The following is a 19,238-nucleotide window of genomic DNA, read 5'->3' on the forward strand; positions in this document are numbered from 1 at the left end:
AGACATTTAAGTATTCGATGAATAGAAGCCGGTAATATTCTATATTTTAGAAATTTAAACTCACGCATATGTCTCTCTTAAAAATAAAATTGCACTGGCAAATTCTAATTGCCTTAGTAGTTGCTGTATTCCTTGGTTATCTCTTCGGCGATCAAGTAAAGTACATTGCCTGGATGGGAGACATCTTCCTGCGCTTGTTAAAAATGATTATTATCCCGCTTATCTTCAGTTCGATTGTAAGTGGTGTTACGAGTATGGGGAGCGGGAAAAATTTAGGACGATTAGGACTGAAAACACTATTCTACTACATGGTAACTTCACTCTTTGCCATTCTAACTGGTCTAGTAATGGTAAACCTGATTAAACCGGGAGTTGGTGTTGATATGGGACTCACAGCCAATACCGGGACATTTGAGGCACACGAATCCCATATTTCAGACATTTTTGTGCGGATGATTCCTGAAAATATCTTTCAGTCCCTCGTAAATGGAGACATCCTTTCCATTATCTTTTTTGCAATCCTTTTTGGTTTTTTCATCAATGCGGCCAAAACCAAATACCAGCAAACACTCACGAACTTTTTCGATAGCGCCTTTGACGTGATGATGCAGATGACCATGTTTATCATTCGGTTTACACCACTTGGTATTTTAGGAATTGTTGCTAAAGAAGTGGCTCGAAATGCAGAACAGCTTACCTCTCTTGCCGGTAGTATGGCCATTTACATGCTAACCGTTATCCTGGCATTAAGTATCCATGCCTTTATAACGCTACCTGTCATCGTTAAAGTTGTCGGCAGGGCACATCCCTTCCGACACCTAAAAAATATGATCTCGCCCCTTTTAACGGCATTTTCAACATCTTCATCAAGCGCTACGTTACCACTGACAATTGAAGCCGTAGAAAAAGACAGTGGAGTATCCAACAAAATTACCAGCTTTACCTTACCACTGGGTGCTACAATAAATATGGACGGAACAGCCTTGTACGAATGTGTTGCCGCCATGTTCATCGCACAGGTGTACGGCATCGACTTGAGTTTTAGCCAGCAAATGCTGGTTGTTGTCACCGCGCTGATGGCTTCAATAGGAGCTGCCGGTATCCCAATGGCCGGTCTGGTCATGATTACAATTATTCTGTCGGCTGTAAATCTGCCACTCGAAGGTGTCGGCCTTATTCTGGCTGTTGACCGGATTCTGGACATGTACCGAACTTCAGTCAATGTTTGGAGCGACAGCTGCGGTGCTGTTATTATCGCTAAAAGTGAAGGTGAAAAAACATTGGTTTAAAAACGAAGAGTTTTACGGGACTTTGTCGATGCCGGAGGAACCGGCTTAGCGCAAAAAAAATTCCCTCATTTATTGGCGCTAACCGAATAAACAAGGGAATCTTTAGGGGTGCAGTGGAAATAGAAAACTAAAGACTAGTTTTCATCTGAATAAAAATCATTCAAAGTGATTATTTCCAAAGAATTACACACAGGACAGGTTTTCTCGGCTTCAACGAAACGGTTGAACTTTGCCTGGCAGTTGTTACAGTAAAACCAATTCTCATCGAACTGGAAATTACCGCCACGGATTATCAGGTCTTTCCCCTCCACCATCGATTGAGCTACCTTATTTCTGGCCGACTCGTAGATTCGTGTCAGGGTTGGACGTGAAACATCCATACAAACAGCTGCCTCTTCCTGGGTCATATTCTCATAGTCCAATAATTTAATGGCTTCGTACTCCTCAAAATAAAGCACAACCTGCTCTGAGCGATTTTTCGGCCCATAAACAGATAATCCTTTAATCGAAGGAGGAGCCAGTAATCGGCGATCTCTTTTTTTCCGTGGCATTAAATCTGATTTATTTTATTCAATAAGTAATGATCGGCTAAAACAAGCGCTGCCATTGCTTCAACAATAGGCACTGCCCTTGGGAGAACACAGGGGTCATGTCTTCCTTTCGGATTGATGACCGTTTCATTTTCTTCTTTATCAACTGTTTGTTGCTCTTTTAATAAGGTGGCAATGGGTTTGAAGGCGACATTAAAATAAATGTCTTCTCCGTTGCTGATTCCGCCCTGGATACCTCCGGAATGGTTCGTTTTTGTCCGAATTCCGCTTTCCGTCTTGACAAAAATATCGTTGTGCAGCGATCCGGATGACTTGGTTCCTTCGAAACCGGAACCATATTCAAAACCCTTCACGGCATTGATTCCTAACATGGCATGCCCCAAATCGGCATGTAATTTATTAAACACCGGCTCTCCAAAACCGGCCGGAACACCTTGGATAACTCCTTGAATAACTCCTCCAACGGTATCGTGATCTCTACCCGCTTCTTCAATACGGGCAATCATTTTATCGGCAGTTTCCGCATCCGGACAGCGAACAATATTTGAATCGATCTGACTCAGATCCAACTCCTGATAGCTTTTTGTTAATTCAATTTCGCCTACACGTTTCACAAAAGCATCAAGCTGAATGCCTTGCTTTTTCAACAGCAATTTGGCAATAGCACCAGCTACTACCCGGGCAATTGTTTCCCGTGCTGAAGATCGGCCACCTCCGCGATGGTCGCGACTACCGTATTTTTTGATGTAGGTATAATCGGCATGCGAAGGACGAAAAACATCTTTCAGATTATTGTAATCATTGGAATGCTGATCTTTATTCCAAATGATAAAACCAATCGGTGTTCCTTGTGTTTTTCCTTCAAAAATACCGGATAAAAATTCGACCTGATCAGATTCTGCTCGCTGTGTGGTGATCTTGGATTGACCTGGTTTGCGGCGGTTCAATTCATTTTGAATGAAATCCATGTCAATTTCCAATCCTGCAGGGCATCCATCAATGATACCACCAATACCGCGTCCGTGCGATTCACCAAAAGAAGTTAATCTGAAGATTTGTCCAAAGCTATTCATTAGATGTAAAATATAACCTTGCCACTGAGAGTCTCAATGGCAAGGTGAGAGAATTAATGAGTTTTCGAGTCAATTAGTGGCCACAACCGCAACCACCTTGTGTACTTTCAGTCGAACATGATTCGTCTTCACATCCGCAACCGCCGTCGCCACAGCTGGATTCGCCATCGCCACAACCACAACCGCTTCCACATCCACCTTGAACGCTGGCTGCAATTTCTTCGTCAGTTGCTTCACGCACTTCCAAAATATCACCTTTGAAATGTAAATCTTCACCTGCAAGCGGGTGATTGAAGTCCATTTTTACAGTTTCTTCAGTAACTTCCAAAACCAAGCCATTCATGCGCTGACCGCTGGTGCTCATCATTGGAACTGTATTTCCGACTTTGATCATTTCGTCGTCAAATTTACCTTCCATGATAAAGATAGACTTCGGAAGATCAACAATTGCATTCTCGTCAACCTCACCGTAAGCATCTGCGCTATTCAAGTTTATTTCGAATGATTTTCCTTGTTCCAAACCTTCCAACAGAGCCTCAAACTTAGGAAGCATTGTACCAGCTCCGTAAATAAAGTTCAATGGTCTCTCAGCTGTCGCCTGTTCGATCATTTCACCCTCTGCACCACCGATTCTCAGATCGTAGGTCAGAGAAACCATTTTGTTTTTTGAAATCGCCATATAAAATTATTTAGATTGATTTTTAATAATTAAACTGCAAAGAAATAAAATTCATGCAGATAAAAAAAGACACCGTATTCTTATTTATTTTATTTAAAGATAACATCATAAACCAACATTAGTTTATTTCATCAGGCAACCATTCAATACTCTTAACAAATATTTATCAGGAGTTTCTCAATCGTTGCCAGTCCCTATTGTTTTGTGGTATCTTTCGGCAAGTAGTTTGTACCGACTTAATATCCATTTTTTGCTTCCTGCCGAATTGATTTAGCCCCATTTAAAGTGGATATATCAAAAACGTTGCCAATCTTTTAAAATCGCATATGTGTCATGCCCGACCTTACTCTTCGGGCTATGCATAAAAGAGCTGCAATTTTAAATCAAAAAATTGCAGCTCTTTTGGTTCGCAAAGTCTGGCTTAATTATCGTACCAACTCTTCTTTTTGTCAATTTTCAAGTCTTTCAGCATCGAAGAAGATGCGTTTAGCGAGAAGCTGTAACTTTTCCGATCTCCGAAGGGCACAAAATTGAAACTCATACTCCAACAGTGTAATGATCGTGAAACATTGAATGTGGTAAACGAGAACTTTCCGGCCTGGATATCAAAGTTTGTCGTCATAGACATGTTCCATTTATCCGTCAAACTCATTCGACCATTAAAGTTAACACTCTGATTTACCGTTGCCGATTTGTACGGATTCGATTTTGAGTAGCTCATCGTGTAATCAAAACGGAACTCCCAGGGAATGCTAAAATCGTAGTATTGGGGTCCCAGCATGGTTACCACAGGCATTGCTTCGCCAAATTCATCAAATCCCTGATCGACCATATCAGTGCCACTCGGTGGTTTTTGTCCACCTCCTCCTCCACCGGTTTTCTCTGATTTCTTATCTTTCGATTTAAAAGACATACCAAAGGACAAATTCGCATTCGTCAGTCGACCTAACTTGGCAATACCGTTCCGGTTATTCCAGGCAAACTGATTAATCTTCGTCGTCCCGGTTGTATCGGTCAAATACGGATCCAGTGTTCCTCCAAAATTAATACTGATTCCCTTGACCGTTGTTCTGCCTCGAATAGCGATATTGCTCAAGTTCAATGAGTCAGCAACCAGGTTGTATGATCCACTGAAACTTAAATTGTCCAAAATTTTCACTTTGGTATATTTATCTTTGTCATCTTGATCGCCTGCACTAATCGTATCATTTTTCGCCGCAACTTTCGCTTCAACATTATTGGACAAGCCAAATGATATTGCCCCGCTTTCGCCCCTGGACGTTGAACCGAAAACGCCGTTTTGGAACCGGTTATAATATTTCACCTTTCCGCGTTCATCAACATAGCGCTCCCAAAATCCATACTTAGGATCACCAAAGTCAGGACGATAACTAAAGCTCATCGTTGGTGTCATTTTATGACGAATAGCCTTAATCCTCGAATTCGGATTTTTCACCAGGTACATCCCGTAAATATTGGTCGAAGCGCTTAATGCATAGGAATATTCATAGTTTCTTTTGAATCCGTAGATTGTATCCTTCAATAAAACTTCTTCACCTGTCAAATCATTGAATATATAGCGAGAGCGTGTTTCATTGGTATACCAACGTTCTTTATAACTAAACGAAGGACTCATATTAATGAATTTCAACAAGTTGAAACTAGGCAGAGTAATTGGAATGCTGTGTTGCCAACCGTTTTGCCAATCTTTCACCAACGACATTTTAAAAATAGAGTCTTCTCTTGCTGTTATTGAGTTTTTAATATTACCGGTATAACCGATGCTGATTTTCTCCCAGAACTTGACTTTCCCTACACGGTTCTTCTTGCGGAAAGGGTAGATTTTTGACATGCTGAAAGTCATCTCTGGAAAACTGATCGTCATGGTCGAGTCGGATGAATTTTGCGAGTGCCGGAAGTTCACCGACATATTGAAAGGTGAATTTTCCCACTTCTTGGAATAGCTGATACTGGACGACTTCTGCTGGTTCAAATAACTGTAAACATTGTACGAGTTTTGTTTATCGTAACTGGAACTCGACATGTTTACACTGGCAGAGAATGACTGGTAAGGATTCGCTTTTCCATCCTGAGAATGTGTCCACTGAACACTGAATCCCGGACTCCGGCTGTAATCAGGCAATCCTTCCTCGCTGTATTTATTGACATTATAGCGGACATTAACACTTCCGTTAAACTTGTATCTCTTCCGGTAATTGGTATTGAAATAAGTTCCCCAGGAACCTTTGGAATAAAGGTCTCCTTTCAAGGTAACATCAAAATATTGAGATGCCGCCCAGTAGTAACCACCTTCCCTCAGGAAAAATCCCCGGCTGTTTTCTTCACCGTATGATGGAATAATAATACCTGATGAATAACTCGGTGAGTTCGGAAAGAATCCGAAAGGCAAAATCGGAAAATAAATCGGGAAATCTTCAAGCACCATATAAGCCGGTCCCGTAATAATCTTCTTATTTGAAATAACCTTAGCCTTGGTCATTTTCAGGTAAAAGTGCGGATGATCGGCATCACAGGTCGTGTACTTCCCGTTTTTGAGAATAAACGCATCTTTATCAATCTTTTTCGTGCGTGCACTATGCACATACCCCTCTCCTTGCTCTGTCTTTACATCTTCAATAATTCCCTTTTGCGACTGGAAGTTATAGCGTAGCGTTTTACACTCAAATTCATCCGTTCCGTCTTTAAATATCGGAGTTCCCTGCATAACGCCGGTTGAATCAGGCAAACCTTCAGCATAAACTTCTTTTGTATTTAGGTCCAAAACAATGTAGTCTGCGGTAAGCTCGATGTTTTCGTAGGTAACGAAACCTTCCTTGTACATGTAAACCTTTTTCCCGTCAAGCGAAATAATGATCGAATCGGTCGCATTATAGTTGATCGTTGCTTCCAATACCTGCTTTTTTTCCTTTGGAACATTCAAAACAGAATCACTGGCCAACGAATCAACAGAAAAGGTAAGACTATCCGGAATTGCCAGTGACAAAGTATCAGGGGCGATACTAATTAATGAATCCGGAAAGTCAAGTTCTTCGATCACCAGCTTGGGCTTTTCCTGCGCATGAGCAGCCAAGCCAGTTATAATAAAAAGATATATTATTAGTATACGTTTCAAGATGCCCATAAAAATTGCCTTCTGTGGCTTGTTGGTGTGCAAAAATATAAATTCATCGGCGACTAAGAGGTTAACAGCAGAAAAATAATATTAATATTTCTATTTTTATCGAAGCTAATTTTAATTGTCCATGATAAACAGAAGCTGGTTAGCCCTTTTGATATTGCTCACGTTTTGCTGCGTCACGAATAACTTAAACGCAAAAAATTTAAACGGAAAGAGTTTTAAAATTGTTATCGACCCTGGTCACGGAGGTCATGACCCGGGTGCTATTTATCAGAACATAAGGGAAAAAGACATTGTGTTGAAGCTTGCCCTGAAACTGGGAAAACAAATCGAGCAGGAAATGCCCGATGTGAAAATTGAATATACCCGATCAACAGATATTTTCATTCCACTGCACGAACGAGCAGAGAAAGCCATCAACAGTAAAGCCGATTTATTTCTTTCGCTTCATGCAAATTCGTGCCCCACTCCCTCTGTTAGCGGAACCGAAACCTTTGTTTTAGGGATGCACAAGACTGAAGAAAACCTTGAAGTTGCAAAAAAGGAAAATGCTGTAATTTTAATTGAAGACGATTATTCGACCCGATATGAAGGGTTCGACCCCAATTCTTCAGAGTCCTATATCATGTTTGACTTGGTTCAGGAAGAGTATTTCGATCAAAGTGTCAGCATGGCTGCCCTGGTGCAGGGCAAATTTAAAAACCAGGCACTTCGACGGGATCGCGGGGTTAAACAAGCCGGGTTCCTGGTTCTTCGCCAAACAAGCATGCCGAGTATCTTAATTGAAGCGGGTTACTTGAGTAATGCAGACGAGGCTGCCTATTTAAATTCAGCTAATGGACAAGAACAACTCGCAATAGCTATCTGCGACGCCGTAAAATCATACAAAGCCGGTTTTGAAACACGAAACGGTTTTGAATTGCACGATTTGGTCGTTGAAGAACAATTGGCAAGCGAAAAAGCAAATGAGGAAGATTCAAAGGAAAAAACTGTTGAAAAGGTGAATAAAAAGCTTGCCATCAGCACTGAACTCAAAAAAACAAATTCAATTGTTGAAAAACAACGTCCAAAAGAACTCTACTACAGTATCCAAATCGCTGTAGCAGGCAAAAAGCTCGACACCAAACCTTATAATTTCCGGGGGTTGAAGTCAATTTATATGGTTGAACACAATGGTGTTTATAAGTATTACTACGCCAAGGAACAAAGTTACAATGACGTTTTGAAGCGTAAATCGGAAGCACAACAGCATTACAATGATGCATTTGTAACGGCTTTTTGCGACGGGAAGCAAATTTCGATCGAAGAAGCGAGGAATCTGCAATCGCCTTAGTTCTCTTCATCCGGTTTGTTTTCTACTCGAATGCTTAGTATTATTGCATAATGAAGGTCTTGTAAAACTTCATAAAAAGCCTGTATTGTTCCTATAATTAAACAACAAAAACCCTAAAAAAGATCAACATGAAAATTTCGAAATATGCCAAACTCGGTTTATTGATTATCTTAAGTGTTGCCATATTTATCTGGGGAATTAATTATTTAAAAGGTATTGACTATTTCAATACCAATACAACTTACTACGCCGCTTACGATCATGTTGACGGGCTAATGAAGTCCAGTTCTGTCACAATCAATGGTTACCAGGTTGGGCAAGTAAAAGACATCCACTTTTCGGAGAAAAATGATGGCACATTGATGGTCTCCTTTTCAATTGAGGGTAGCTTTAAAATACCGTTAGGTTCAGAAGCACGAATCATTTCGAGCGACATTATGGGAACCCGCTCCATTAAACTTCTCATTAATCCAAATAACGAATTTTACCAGGCAAACGATACAATTCCGTCAAGCGTAGAGGGCGATTTAAAGGAACAGGTGAGCATGCAGGTTTTGCCGTTGAAAAATAAGGCGGAACAACTTATAGCCTCACTCGATTCTGCGATTACCGTTATTACTTATGTCTTCAACCCTGAAGCCCGGAAAAATTTATCTGAAAGTTTTGCGCATATTAATCAAACCATCATCAACCTCGAGAGCGCTTCCGCCCAACTAGACCTGCTTCTGCATTCAGAAGGAGGCAATATCCAGGGGATTCTGGCCAACATGAACAAACTGAGTTCTTCGTTAGCTGAAAGCTCCGACGATTTTTCATCAATTGCCGGAAATCTCGCAAATATCACCGATAGTATTTCATCGGTCAACCTGAAGGAAATGATGGAAAACCTTGCGGAAACAACTGATGGAGTCAATCAAATCATTGCGAAAGTAAACTCCAAAGAAGGAACAGCCGGTCTACTGGTGAATGATCCCGAATTGTATCACAACCTGACACAATTGAGTCTCAGTTTGGATTACTTACTGAAAGATCTCCGTACAAACCCCAAACGGTATGTTCACTTTGCTGCACTCGATTTTGGAAAGAGCATCTATATTAACCCCGATAAAGATTCGGACATCAGCAATTCTGACTATACGTTTAAAATACACCTTGTATCCAGTCCCGATCGGCTTAATATCAACGGCCCCATGTTTGAAGGTTTCACCAAGGTTGAAGAAACCGAAATTGCGGGCATTTATAACTACTCAATCGGAAATTCATCTGATATTCAGGAAATATATCCACTTTTAGAGAAGGCCAAGAAATCATTTCCGGATGCCAGCATCATTGCGTTCAAAAAAGGCCACCAAGTCAAGCTGGATAAAGCTTTGCGTAAGATCAACAACTAACTATGATTATAATATATATTTAGTGGCTAATTTCTAATCCCCTTTATTCTCGGTACTTAGCGAGAGTCTATACTGCAACTAACTGATAAACAACACGTTGTATAGCATAAATTTTTTTCAACTTTTTAAGTAATTGAGTTCTAATCCCTTTATAATTATTCATAAAAAGTCAAGGGCTTTTGCATTTTTTTTATACTTTTTTTTTGAACACTTTTGTTTCAGGGAAAGAAAATAAAGGGAAAATTTTTGTCGAACTCAATTAATCCTGCTGTTCAAAATGACTAATACTCATCTTGGTGTATGGGATCGTTGTCTCGGTGTGATTCGTGATAACGTTCCAACTATAAGTTTTAAAACTTGGTTTGAGCCGATTGTTCCGCTTCGAATCGATAATCAGGTGTTGACCATCCAGGTACCTAGTCCGTTTTTTTACGAATATCTGGAAGAACAATACATTGATTTATTGCGCAAAACTTTGCGTAAAGAAGTCGGGCAAGAAGCCAAATTAGAGTACGTGGTAGTAATGGGGAATCAAGCCAATGCGCAACCCTATACCGTGAAGTATCCAACCAATAATAATTCAAAGATTCAGAACAAGCCGCTGAATGTGCCGCTTAAGACTGAGGGGAAACCCTCTATTAAAAATCCGTTTATCATTCCGGGAATTCAGAAATTGCACGTTGACCCGCAATTGAAGTCGGATAATACCTTCGAAAACTATGTAGAAGGTGAATGCAACAGTTTGGCTCGTGCTGCCGGTTTTGCAGTAGCGCAAAACCCGGGTGGAACCGCGTTCAACCCACTGATGATTTTTGGAAATTCAGGCTTGGGAAAGACCCATCTCGCTCACGCCATCGGAATACAGGTAAAAGAACAATTTCCGGACAAAGTAGTGCTTTACGTAAATGCAAATAAATTCCAAACGCAGTTTACTGAAGCAACCCGTAATAATAACCGGAACGACTTCTTGCACTTTTACCAAATGATTGATGTTCTGATTTTAGATGATGTACAGGAATTTGCAGGGAAAGAAAAAACGCAGGAGACTTTCTTCCACATCTTCAATCACCTTCATCAGAGTGGAAAACAGTTGATCTTAACATCGGATAAACCACCAATCGAGTTGAAAGGAATGGAGCAGCGTTTGCTGTCTCGTTTCAAATGGGGACTTACCGCTGAACTTTTAGTGCCTGATTTTGAAACCCGCATGGAGATTCTGAAACGGAAAACGTACAAAGACGGAATCGAAATTAGCGACGAAGTGCTGGAATACATTGCCTCGCACATTAGTAATAACGTACGTGAGCTTGAAGGCGCTTTGGTTTCACTGTTAGCACAGTCAACCTTAAATAAAAAAGAGGTTACCATCGAGCTGGCAAGCGATATGGTCAATAAATTGGTTAAAAGCTCCAAACGCGAATTATCAATCGATTATATTTCAAAAGTTGTCTGCGATTATTTCAATCTGCCGGTTGACAACTTGCAAACCAAAACCCGGAAGCGTGAAATTGTACAGGCTCGTCAATTAGCCATGTATTTCTCCAAAAGCATGACCAAATCGTCTCTGGCGTCTATTGGATCGCAAATTGGAAATAAAGACCACGCAACTGTTCTGCATGCTTGCAAAACAGTGAATAACCTCATTGAGACCGACAAGAACTTCAGGAGTTTTGTCGATGAAATAGAAAAGAAATTGAAAATGTAGATATTATCAGGCAGGTCTTTACGATCTGCCTTTTTTTTACCTGTTAAAATGACAGACTCTTATTTGACGATAGCCGGACCAACAGAAGGGATTTTCAAAGATAAAGGCAGTAAATTCTTGGCTTTTGCCTACCCTGTTGAAACAGAAGACGAGATTAAGGAGCTCATACAGCACTTAAAAAAAGAACACTATTCTGCTCGTCACCATTGTTATGCCTGGCGTTTGGGTGCCGACAAAACACAATTCAGGGCAAATGATGATGGTGAACCATCTTCCACTGCCGGTAAACCAATCTTAGGACAAATACAGCGACTCGATTTAACCAATGTTCTTATTGTGGTTGTTCGCTATTTTGGTGGCACCTTGTTGGGCGTAAGTGGCCTGATCAACGCGTATCGGTCTGCAGCAATTGCTGCATTAGACGAAGCAAAAATTGTAGAACAACTGGTTGAAGTACCATTTTGGGTTGAATTTGACTATCTGAATATGAACAGTGTCATGAAAGTATTTAAAGATGAGATTTTGCCGCAAAAGAAAACCGAATTTGACTTAAGGTGCAAAATTCGCTCTTCAATCCGGGAAAGCGAATCAGAACGGATTTTTAGCCTCCTTAAAAACATTGAGGGTGTTCGGATCAACCTCATTTAAGTTGTTACCTGATTGTTAGTAAGTCATTAATAATTCCTGCTCAAAATCATGCTTTAATAAACAAGAGCTCCTTAAATTTATGTTTTAATGAAGAGTCCGCTTAATCGATATTATTTTCCACCGAATGGCAGCAACCGTTCCTTTATTTATTTCCCTTTTTTGAATTATTTTTCCCGTCGATTAAGCGTTCATTTTAAGCAATTTCACCTATCAGAAAATTTAACGACTTTGAGAAACCAACAGTTACTTTTGTTCCTGTTGGTTTTTTTTGTGTCTGCGTGTCAAACTAAAAAACAAACACCATAAATGAAGAAAGATTTAATTTCCATCACTGACTATTCGAAAGAGGAGTACCTTCGGATTATGGAATTGGCTGCGGATTTTGAGCAAAATCCCAACCAAAAATTGTTGGAAGGCAAAGTTGTTGCCTCCCTCTTCTTTGAACCTTCAACCCGCACCAGGTTGAGCTTTGAAACGGCAATTAACCGACTGGGAGGAAGAATAATCGGTTTTTCAGATTCTAATTCATCCAGTGTAACCAAAGGTGAAACCTTGCACGACACGATTCGCATGGTTTCTAATTATGCCGACCTGATTGTAATGCGCCACCCGTTGGAAGGAAGTGCCCGTTACGCATCGGAGGTATCGTCCGTTCCAATTATCAACGCCGGAGACGGAGCCAACCAGCATCCAACCCAAACCCTACTCGATATGTATTCGATCATGAAAACACAGGGGCGGCTGGATAACATTAACATCTTCATGGTAGGCGACCTCAAGTACGGAAGAACTGTTCATTCGCTACTAATGGCACTCTCCCAGTTCGAGAATCCGATCTTCAATTTCATTGCTCCTGATGAATTGCAAATGCCGGAGGAATACAAAATTTACTTGCGAGAGAAAGGGATTCGCTTTTTCGAACACCGCGAATTTACCGACATCATTTCGGAAGCCGATATCGTTTATATGACACGTGTACAAAAAGAACGTTTTTCGGACCCTATTGAATACGAACAAGTCAAGAATGTCTACATCCTGCGAAATAGCATGCTGGCCAATACCAAGCCTAATATGCGCATTCTGCATCCGCTGCCCCGTGTTAACGAGATTCACACTGATGTAGATAAAAATGAAAAAGCTTATTATTTTGATCAAGCTTTGAACGGCGTTTTTGCCCGCGAAGCTATCATTGCCCACACCTTAAGTCTAAAATAAGCAGCCATGAGCGATAAAATAAAAAAGAAACTGAAACTGAAAGTCAGTGCAATCAGCGAAGGCACTGTTATCGACCATATTCCATCGGAAAACCTTTTTAAGGTCATCTCCATTCTCGAACTGGACAAAACTACAAACATGATTACCTTTGGCGCTAATCTCGACAGCGAGCAACAAGGTTCCAAAGCCATTATCAAAGTATCGAACCAGTTCTTTGCCAACGACGACATTAACCGGATTGCATTAATTGCTCCAAATGCGAAGCTAAACATTATACGCGACTATGAAGTTGTTGAGAAAAAAGTTGTTGAAGTTCCGGACCAGGTTATCGGGATTGTGAAATGTTTCAACCCTAAATGTATCACCAACAACGAAGATGTACTAACGTCATTCAAAGTAACATCAAAAAGTCCGTTAGCGTTGAAATGTAAATATTGTGAGAAAATCACTCACCAACACCAAATGGTAATCAAGTAATTTGTAAGTAGACAAAGAAAGATGAAGAAAGAATTTAGTGCTTGTTTGGAAACCATTAAGCAGTTAGTTGAATCGAAAAACGAGGAGTTGTTACTCGGAATCTGCAAAATTCTCAAAGAGCAAATCTACCATTACGATTGGGTCGGATTTTATGTCATGGAAAATGGAGGGTTGGTGCTTGGCCCCTATGTTGGAAAGCCAACCGAACATACCCACATCGCTGTGGGCAAAGGCGTTTGCGGGCAAGTAGCCGAACGGGAAGAAACCATGATAGTTCAGGATGTCAGCCAAATTGAAAATTACATTTCCTGTGGCTTGGATGTCCAATCGGAGATTGTGGTTCCGGTGATGAAAAGTGGCAAATTTGTTGCCGAACTAGACATTGATAGCCACTCTCCTGCTCCGTTCACAAACGACGACCAGCTATTTCTGGAAGAAGTATGTGAGCTCATCAGCGAGCAATTTTAAGCAAAAAAAAAAAGTTCGCCGGGGAAACCCAGCGAACTGTATTGCATAGCTTTTGAAAAGCTTCTTAGTAGCGTTCGCGTCTTTGTGGACGACCACCGTCGCGGTCTCTGCCGCCACCATAGCCACCACGATCACCGCCTCCCTGATTTCTCTGGAAACGATCACCACCGCCAAAACCACCACCACCTCGGTTATAACCACCGTCACGACGAGGTCTACCTGAGCCGCCAGTGTTTTCTCTTGGTTTAGCTTCGTTCACTTTGATGTTACGGCCTTGTACGTCCGCTCCGTCTAATTTAGCAACTGCAGCTGCACCTGCCTGGTCATCTGCCATTTCAACAAAACCAAAACCTTTTGCACGTCCGGTTTCACGATCTGTAACCAATTTTACTGAAACAACTTCACCGAATTCAGCGAACAGTTCAGTAACATCTTCTTCCGAAAGATTGTAGTTTAAATTACCTACGTAAATGTTCATAATCTGAGACAAATAAATAATTAAAAAAATAAATACACAGCTGGTAAAATCAAGGATTCTTCGGAACGGCGATTGTTTTGAAAATTAAAATAAAATCACAGGAACCTAAAAGCGATGACCCTACCCTAAATAAATACAAATGTTCAAAGAAACTGGTCATGCACGTAATTAAGGCACCGGAAGGCAGGTTACTTTCCTGTTCATTTATTACAAGTCATTACACCATAGCTCTATACAAAATTAAAGATAGTTTTGAATTGACAAGCGACTGTGAAAGTTTTTTTATTGAATATTCATCAGAATTAAATCTGATTGGCCGTGACAATTAATCGACATAAAGAACCAATCCCTTTAGGTACTCACCTTCCGGATGATAAATATTGACCGGATGATCGGCTGGCTGTGTTAACTGGTGCAGAATACGTACCTTTCGACCGGAAATGGCAGCTCCTGAAAATACTGCTTCACGAAACTTATCTTTCGTCACAACCTGGGAACAACTAAAGGTAAATACAATCCCACCGGACCGAATTTGCTCAAAAGCCCGGGCATTTAATCGTTTGTAGGCCTGCAGGGCTTGGCTTAAGGCATTTCGATGCTTGGCAAATGCCGGAGGATCAAGAATAATTAAATCATACTTGTCCTTGATATCCCGCATAAAATCGAAAGCATCTGCTACATAAGCTTCATGCCTTGGGTCTTTCGGATAATTAAGTTCAACATTCTGACGGGTCAGCTCAATGGCTTTTGCCGAAGCGTCGACTGAATGCACCATTTTAGCATCGCCTTGCATAGCGTAAAACGAGAATCCTCCGCTGTAACAAAACATGTTTAGAACATCGCGGTTCTTTGAAAATTCACGCACCAAACGACGGTTTTCCCGTTGATCGACAAAGAAGCCGGTTTTCTGCCCTTCAACCCAATCGACCCGAAAAGCGTTGTTGTATTCGTTCACGATAGTTGGACTCGACTCGCCCAACAAATAGCCGTTTTCAGGCTCAATATCTGCTTTAAAAGGTAATGTCTTGTCGCTCTTATCGTAGACAGCAACCAATTGATCGCCCAACAATTCTTTCAGTATTTCAGCCAGTAAATGGCGAATGTGATACATCCCGACCGAATGTGCCTGGTAAACAGCAGTTCCATTGTAGAAGTCTATAATTAGGCCGGGCAAACCATCTCCTTCGCCATGCACAAGGCGGAAAACATTGGTCTGCTCATTGTGCAACAATCCTAATGATGAACGCAGGTTGATAGCCTCGGAAAGGCGTTGTTTCCAAAAATCGCGATCAATGGCCACATCTTTAAAACTCACGATGCGGACCGCGATCGAACCAATTTGATAATGGCCGGCAGCCAAAAATTCGTTGGAATTTGACACTACCCGAACCAGGTCACCTTCTTTAACCTCGGCTGTTATTTTTTTGATTGCTCCGGAAAATACCCAAGGGTGAAAACGTTTTAATGATTGTTCTTTTCCCTTGTTAAGAACAACTGTAGCGACAGTGTTTGTCATGATTGAGCTTCGATTAACGATTGAAAAATTTCGTGAGCGACCCAGGCGTCAGTGGCAGCATAAGTTTGTTGTCCACCCGATAGAACATCAGATTCCCAATTGGTCAGACGTTGCGATTTGGAGATGCGTACGCCCAATACAATTCCTGCAATCTTTTTCAGGCTGAAATCCTGGATACCGAAACCTTTCACTTTTTCTTGCAGCTCAACAAAACCGAACGGCTTGAAATTACTTAATCGCTGCAAGGCTTTAATATCATCACGAATAGCGACACCCACTTTTTGGATTTGAGGATTGGATAAAATAGTCTTGAGTTCGTCGGGCAAACCTACTTTATGAAGCTGAAATAAGAACGCCCGATCAGCATTTGAGAGCTGAAGCAGCGCCACTTTATTAATTTGCCCACGTTTGAATGAAGGTTTTGTTTCAGTGTCAAACCCCAAAATTTCTGATTGATTCAGGTAGTCAACGGCCTCTTTCAACAAGCCATAATTATCAACCACCGTAATCTCTCCGTCAAACGCTTTTTGAGGAAGATCCTCCAATTCTTCTTTGGTAATACTCTCCTGAAACATGTATTGCTATTCGTCTATTAATTAATATCACAGTTCCGGAACCGACCTTCAGTTCCGGCTTTTCATCTTAACGATTAGTCTAACGGATCGTTAAACAAATTATTCAACCAAGCAGGTTTGCTGGTCTCCTCTTCATCAGAAGGTAATTTAAGCTCCTGATCAAAATCTGCATCGCCATAAACCAACGCATGAATAGCCCGCAGGCTGTTCACCAGTTTCTGACCCCAGTAATTTTTGAAGTTGTCGATACATTCCCACAACGACTCTTGCATTACCAATTCGTCACCAGTTCGGTACGACAGTACAAAGTCTTTCAAATCCTGGTAAATGTCGGCCAGGTTTTCCGAGATACTGGCGGTAAGCGGCTCTTCACTGAATTGCATATCCCGGTCAAACACTTCCTGGTAATCGTCGTGTGTTCCCAGCATATTCAATATGCGTTGCTGAAGATAGCTGTAATCAACTTCGCTTACAAACTTCTCTAAAACTATCTCTTCCGAACTTTCAAATTCAGGCAGCATCGAAGTTTTCAGGTAAACCAACGGCAAGATCTTCTGAATCTTCGAAAGCATATCTCTCGTGTCCATAGAACCGGCCGATTCAATAAACTTGCAATATTCGTTGGCAACAGTGACAAACTCAATGACTTGTTTGGAATAAACTAACTGATTTAAATGCTCTTCTGACATAGATTGACTAATATATCCCGCAAAAATAATAAGTTTTGGCTTAAGAACCCGAAATAATTCAAATGCTTATGCTTTAGTTGTGAAAAGTTGACTGATTTAAAGCTGGCCTAAGATACCACTGTACATTTCCACCTCAATTTCTAGCACCATATTTGCGAAGAATCGCACAAAAATATTAGTCTTGTTACGACCTCAAAGCCTTGTCCGTAAAAATTCCACCTTCAAAAAAAAAATCCAAACAAAAAAGACTACCCAACTTAATGGGCAGTCCTCTCCTATTTTATTTTGTCACGAAAGCTCAATTCAAAGCTTCCTGCATCAATTCTTCCTGGTATTTTTCGACCCAACTGAAAAGCGAATCTCTTTGCGCAACTGTTAACCGGGCTTCTCTGTGTATCAAAGTGTAAGCCTTCAAAGGCATTTTTCCCGAGCCAACTTCCTTCTTAACATCCTCAAGAAGACTGATTTTATCCAGAGGGGAAATTGATCTCCAGTTCGAAAAATTCAGTTCATGCTTTCCTTCACTGATATGATGATTGATGTACCACGACACAGGCGAAATTTTGTGATACCATTCGTATTTGGTTTGGTCCGAATGGCAATCCATACAAGCATGATTCAGCACCTGTTGCACATTTCCAGGGACATGAGTCTGTTGAAAAAGGTGATCCGAAGTAATCGCTGCCGTGTTCCTTTTCGGCTGAAAAAACTGTATGCCAACCAAAGCGACTAAAACAATGATTAAATAGATGCGGGTATTTTTTTTTATCATCAGATGATAAGTGAGTGTAAGTTATGGATGTCTGTTATTTTTTCAGTAAAGCTTGTGATTCACTTTTCACCCACTCGACCAAAAGCTGAGTTTCTTCCGGAGTTAGCGCCGCTTCAGGATGTCTTTCCAGCATCTTTTTCGGTGGCATTTCCCCTTCAACCACTTCTTTTTTAATATCGTTTAGCCCGGCTATTTTTTGAATGGTACTCAGATCGGAAAACGTACTAAAGTTCAAGGCTTTCTTGGATTTATCGCCCCTGGCTTCATCATTGTGACAATTGAAGCATTTGCTTTCTATCACCATTTTTACATCAGTGGGCATCGGATAACTGATTTTACTGTCATCGTCGTTTGTTCCCGTCGCTTTCGAAACAACAACTGCAATCAAAAGCATAAAAAGCAAGCTAAATTTTCTCATCGGTAAACTGTTATTGAAGTGGATAATTGAAATCTATGACAGTAAAAACTCGCTAAAGTTTAAATTGTTTAATACGATTCGTTAATATATGCTAACCGATAGTAAATAAACTATTTCTGTTGCCATATTCACAATCATGGTAATCAAAAACCAGTATTTATTCGTTTAAGTCAGCCACCGTCTTTTTCATTAGAACCGCTTGAAATGTAATAATGCGAAAAGAGGTATTATGGAAAGATTGAGATCAACTGCCCGATACACGTAATGACTGATCCAAGAAGTTGTCAGATAAATAAGGATCAAGTGATCCGTTGACAAAAAAAAATGTGTACGTGGGGACTAAAAATAAAAAATTCCGATTCAGAGTCATTTCTTAACTAAATCGGAATTTTATTTTTCACCAAATGTTTTTCAAAATAGTTCGGAATTTTGGCTTGTCTCTTTTATTATTTTGCCTGTTGGCCATGATGAAAGAACCAATCAAAAATCCGATATGCTATTTAGGCTTTCTTAGTCGTTAACTACGATAACGTTAACAGCGTTAGGGCCTTTTCTTCCTTCTTCAACATCAAAGCTTACTTTGTCGCCTTCATTGATTTGGTCTTTCAAACCATTAGCGTGAACAAAAACATCTTTACCACCGCCATCAGGTGTAATGAATCCGAATCCTTTAGAATCGTTGAAAAATTTAACTACTCCAGTCATAATATAAAATAATTTATTGTAAATTAAAGTGCAAATATACGCTAAAATATTCGAAACCCCTACTTAATTTCGATTGCTTTTAAATTAATAATCAGCAAGATTCGATAAATTGAAAGA

General features: G+C 40.6%; 19 protein-coding genes. 8 read left to right on the forward strand and 11 right to left on the reverse strand.

Annotated elements, in window-relative coordinates; translation table 11 throughout:
* Nucleotides 1-68 precede the first annotated feature (68 nt).
* Complete coding sequence (locus tag GJV22_RS09125) at nt 69-1,289, forward strand: dicarboxylate/amino acid:cation symporter (protein WP_163711985.1); 1,221 nt, start codon at nt 69-71, stop codon at nt 1,287-1,289.
* 134 nt (nt 1,290-1,423) lie between these two features.
* On the opposite strand, the gene GJV22_RS09130 is transcribed toward GJV22_RS09125, so the two are convergent.
* The 4 genes from GJV22_RS09130 to GJV22_RS09145 form a co-directional block, all read right to left on the reverse strand.
* Complete coding sequence (locus GJV22_RS09130) at nt 1,424-1,840, reverse strand: DUF134 domain-containing protein (protein ID WP_163711988.1); 417 nt, start codon at nt 1,838-1,840, stop codon at nt 1,424-1,426.
* On the reverse strand, nt 1,840-2,913 hold the full coding sequence (gene aroC, locus GJV22_RS09135; protein ID WP_163711991.1) for a chorismate synthase: 1,074 nt from the start codon (nt 2,911-2,913) through the stop codon (nt 1,840-1,842). The genes GJV22_RS09130 and aroC overlap by 1 nt, the downstream gene beginning before the upstream one ends.
* Nucleotides 2,914-2,986: 73 nt before the next feature.
* Entirely contained in the window at nt 2,987-3,592 is a 606-nt protein-coding gene (locus GJV22_RS09140) for an FKBP-type peptidyl-prolyl cis-trans isomerase (RefSeq protein WP_163711993.1), read from the reverse strand.
* 421 nt (nt 3,593-4,013) lie between these two features.
* Complete coding sequence (locus tag GJV22_RS09145; RefSeq protein ID WP_163711995.1) at nt 4,014-6,734, reverse strand: putative LPS assembly protein LptD; 2,721 nt, start codon at nt 6,732-6,734, stop codon at nt 4,014-4,016.
* Between the two features lie 121 nt (nt 6,735-6,855).
* Here GJV22_RS09145 and GJV22_RS09150 point away from each other — a divergent pair, with 121 nt between their 5' ends.
* The 7 genes from GJV22_RS09150 to GJV22_RS09180 all read left to right on the forward strand — a co-directional run bounded on the left by GJV22_RS09150 (nt 6,856) and on the right by GJV22_RS09180 (nt 13,968).
* Nucleotides 6,856-8,064 (forward strand): N-acetylmuramoyl-L-alanine amidase family protein, encoded by a 1,209-nt coding sequence (locus GJV22_RS09150; protein ID WP_163711998.1) that lies wholly within the window; start codon nt 6,856-6,858, stop codon nt 8,062-8,064.
* A gap of 128 nt (nt 8,065-8,192) precedes the next feature.
* A complete protein-coding gene (locus tag GJV22_RS09155; RefSeq protein ID WP_163712000.1) occupies nt 8,193-9,455 on the forward strand; it encodes an MlaD family protein in 1,263 nt (420 codons plus the stop codon).
* A 277-nt stretch (nt 9,456-9,732) separates the two neighbouring features.
* Nucleotides 9,733-11,160, forward strand: coding sequence for a chromosomal replication initiator protein DnaA (gene dnaA / locus GJV22_RS09160; RefSeq protein WP_163712003.1), 1,428 nt, complete (start codon nt 9,733-9,735; stop codon nt 11,158-11,160).
* Nucleotides 11,161-11,208: 48 nt separating this feature from the next.
* The gene (locus tag GJV22_RS09165) at nt 11,209-11,808 is read left to right on the forward strand and encodes an IMPACT family protein (protein WP_163712006.1); all 600 of its coding nucleotides are present in this window, start codon (nt 11,209-11,211) and stop codon (nt 11,806-11,808) included.
* Between the two features lie 306 nt (nt 11,809-12,114).
* A complete protein-coding gene (gene pyrB, locus GJV22_RS09170; protein ID WP_163712009.1) occupies nt 12,115-13,023 on the forward strand; it encodes an aspartate carbamoyltransferase in 909 nt (302 codons plus the stop codon).
* Between the two features lie 6 nt (nt 13,024-13,029).
* Complete coding sequence (pyrI, locus tag GJV22_RS09175; RefSeq protein WP_163712011.1) at nt 13,030-13,500, forward strand: aspartate carbamoyltransferase regulatory subunit; 471 nt, start codon at nt 13,030-13,032, stop codon at nt 13,498-13,500.
* 21 nt (nt 13,501-13,521) lie between these two features.
* Nucleotides 13,522-13,968: a GAF domain-containing protein gene (locus GJV22_RS09180; RefSeq protein ID WP_163712014.1), complete on the forward strand. Its 447-nt coding sequence runs from the start codon at nt 13,522-13,524 to the stop codon at nt 13,966-13,968.
* 64 nt (nt 13,969-14,032) lie between these two features.
* On the opposite strand, the gene GJV22_RS09185 is transcribed toward GJV22_RS09180, so the two are convergent.
* The 7 genes from GJV22_RS09185 to GJV22_RS09215 form a co-directional block, all read right to left on the reverse strand.
* Complete coding sequence (locus GJV22_RS09185; RefSeq protein ID WP_163712017.1) at nt 14,033-14,446, reverse strand: RNA recognition motif domain-containing protein; 414 nt, start codon at nt 14,444-14,446, stop codon at nt 14,033-14,035.
* A 325-nt stretch (nt 14,447-14,771) separates the two neighbouring features.
* Nucleotides 14,772-15,962 (reverse strand): class I SAM-dependent rRNA methyltransferase, encoded by a 1,191-nt coding sequence (locus GJV22_RS09190; RefSeq protein WP_163712021.1) that lies wholly within the window; start codon nt 15,960-15,962, stop codon nt 14,772-14,774.
* On the reverse strand, nt 15,959-16,537 hold the full coding sequence (locus GJV22_RS09195; RefSeq protein WP_163712024.1) for a 3'-5' exonuclease: 579 nt from the start codon (nt 16,535-16,537) through the stop codon (nt 15,959-15,961). Before GJV22_RS09195 ends, GJV22_RS09190 begins: the two co-directional genes overlap by 4 nt.
* A gap of 74 nt (nt 16,538-16,611) precedes the next feature.
* On the reverse strand, nt 16,612-17,226 hold the full coding sequence (locus tag GJV22_RS09200) for a DUF5063 domain-containing protein (RefSeq protein ID WP_163712026.1): 615 nt from the start codon (nt 17,224-17,226) through the stop codon (nt 16,612-16,614).
* Nucleotides 17,227-17,524: 298 nt separating this feature from the next.
* A complete protein-coding gene (locus GJV22_RS09205; RefSeq protein ID WP_163712030.1) occupies nt 17,525-17,998 on the reverse strand; it encodes a heme-binding domain-containing protein in 474 nt (157 codons plus the stop codon).
* 34 nt (nt 17,999-18,032) lie between these two features.
* On the reverse strand, nt 18,033-18,416 hold the full coding sequence (locus GJV22_RS09210; RefSeq protein ID WP_163712032.1) for a heme-binding domain-containing protein: 384 nt from the start codon (nt 18,414-18,416) through the stop codon (nt 18,033-18,035).
* 510 nt (nt 18,417-18,926) lie between these two features.
* Nucleotides 18,927-19,121: a cold-shock protein gene (locus GJV22_RS09215; protein WP_205461806.1), complete on the reverse strand. Its 195-nt coding sequence runs from the start codon at nt 19,119-19,121 to the stop codon at nt 18,927-18,929.
* Nucleotides 19,122-19,238 lie beyond the last annotated feature (117 nt).

Source organism: Mangrovibacterium lignilyticum (assembly GCF_010882175.1).
In the GTDB taxonomy this organism is placed as follows: domain Bacteria; phylum Bacteroidota; class Bacteroidia; order Bacteroidales; family Prolixibacteraceae; genus Mangrovibacterium; species Mangrovibacterium lignilyticum.

Bases quoted from the DNA above. Each gene is read 5' to 3' on its own strand.
- dnaA (WP_163712003.1), top strand. From the start codon at position 9,733: ATGACTAATACTCATCTTGGTGTATGGGATCGTTGTCTCGGTGTGATT.
- GJV22_RS09190 (WP_163712021.1), bottom strand. From the start codon at position 15,962: ATGACAAACACTGTCGCTACAGTTGTTCTTAACAAGGGAAAAGAACAA.
- GJV22_RS09130 (WP_163711988.1), bottom strand. From the start codon at position 1,840: ATGCCACGGAAAAAAAGAGATCGCCGATTACTGGCTCCTCCTTCGATT.
- GJV22_RS09185 (WP_163712017.1), bottom strand. From the start codon at position 14,446: ATGAACATTTACGTAGGTAATTTAAACTACAATCTTTCGGAAGAAGAT.
- GJV22_RS09195 (WP_163712024.1), bottom strand. From the start codon at position 16,537: ATGTTTCAGGAGAGTATTACCAAAGAAGAATTGGAGGATCTTCCTCAA.
- GJV22_RS09150 (WP_163711998.1), top strand. From the start codon at position 6,856: ATGATAAACAGAAGCTGGTTAGCCCTTTTGATATTGCTCACGTTTTGC.
- pyrB (WP_163712009.1), top strand. From the start codon at position 12,115: ATGAAGAAAGATTTAATTTCCATCACTGACTATTCGAAAGAGGAGTAC.
- GJV22_RS09155 (WP_163712000.1), top strand. From the start codon at position 8,193: ATGAAAATTTCGAAATATGCCAAACTCGGTTTATTGATTATCTTAAGT.
- GJV22_RS09125 (WP_163711985.1), top strand. From the start codon at position 69: ATGTCTCTCTTAAAAATAAAATTGCACTGGCAAATTCTAATTGCCTTA.
- GJV22_RS09145 (WP_163711995.1), bottom strand. From the start codon at position 6,734: ATGGGCATCTTGAAACGTATACTAATAATATATCTTTTTATTATAACT.
- GJV22_RS09215 (WP_205461806.1), bottom strand. From the start codon at position 19,121: ATGACTGGAGTAGTTAAATTTTTCAACGATTCTAAAGGATTCGGATTC.
- GJV22_RS09140 (WP_163711993.1), bottom strand. From the start codon at position 3,592: ATGGCGATTTCAAAAAACAAAATGGTTTCTCTGACCTACGATCTGAGA.
- aroC (WP_163711991.1), bottom strand. From the start codon at position 2,913: ATGAATAGCTTTGGACAAATCTTCAGATTAACTTCTTTTGGTGAATCG.
- GJV22_RS09210 (WP_163712032.1), bottom strand. From the start codon at position 18,416: ATGAGAAAATTTAGCTTGCTTTTTATGCTTTTGATTGCAGTTGTTGTT.
- GJV22_RS09165 (WP_163712006.1), top strand. From the start codon at position 11,209: ATGACAGACTCTTATTTGACGATAGCCGGACCAACAGAAGGGATTTTC.
- GJV22_RS09205 (WP_163712030.1), bottom strand. From the start codon at position 17,998: ATGATAAAAAAAAATACCCGCATCTATTTAATCATTGTTTTAGTCGCT.
- pyrI (WP_163712011.1), top strand. From the start codon at position 13,030: ATGAGCGATAAAATAAAAAAGAAACTGAAACTGAAAGTCAGTGCAATC.
- GJV22_RS09200 (WP_163712026.1), bottom strand. From the start codon at position 17,226: ATGTCAGAAGAGCATTTAAATCAGTTAGTTTATTCCAAACAAGTCATT.
- GJV22_RS09180 (WP_163712014.1), top strand. From the start codon at position 13,522: ATGAAGAAAGAATTTAGTGCTTGTTTGGAAACCATTAAGCAGTTAGTT.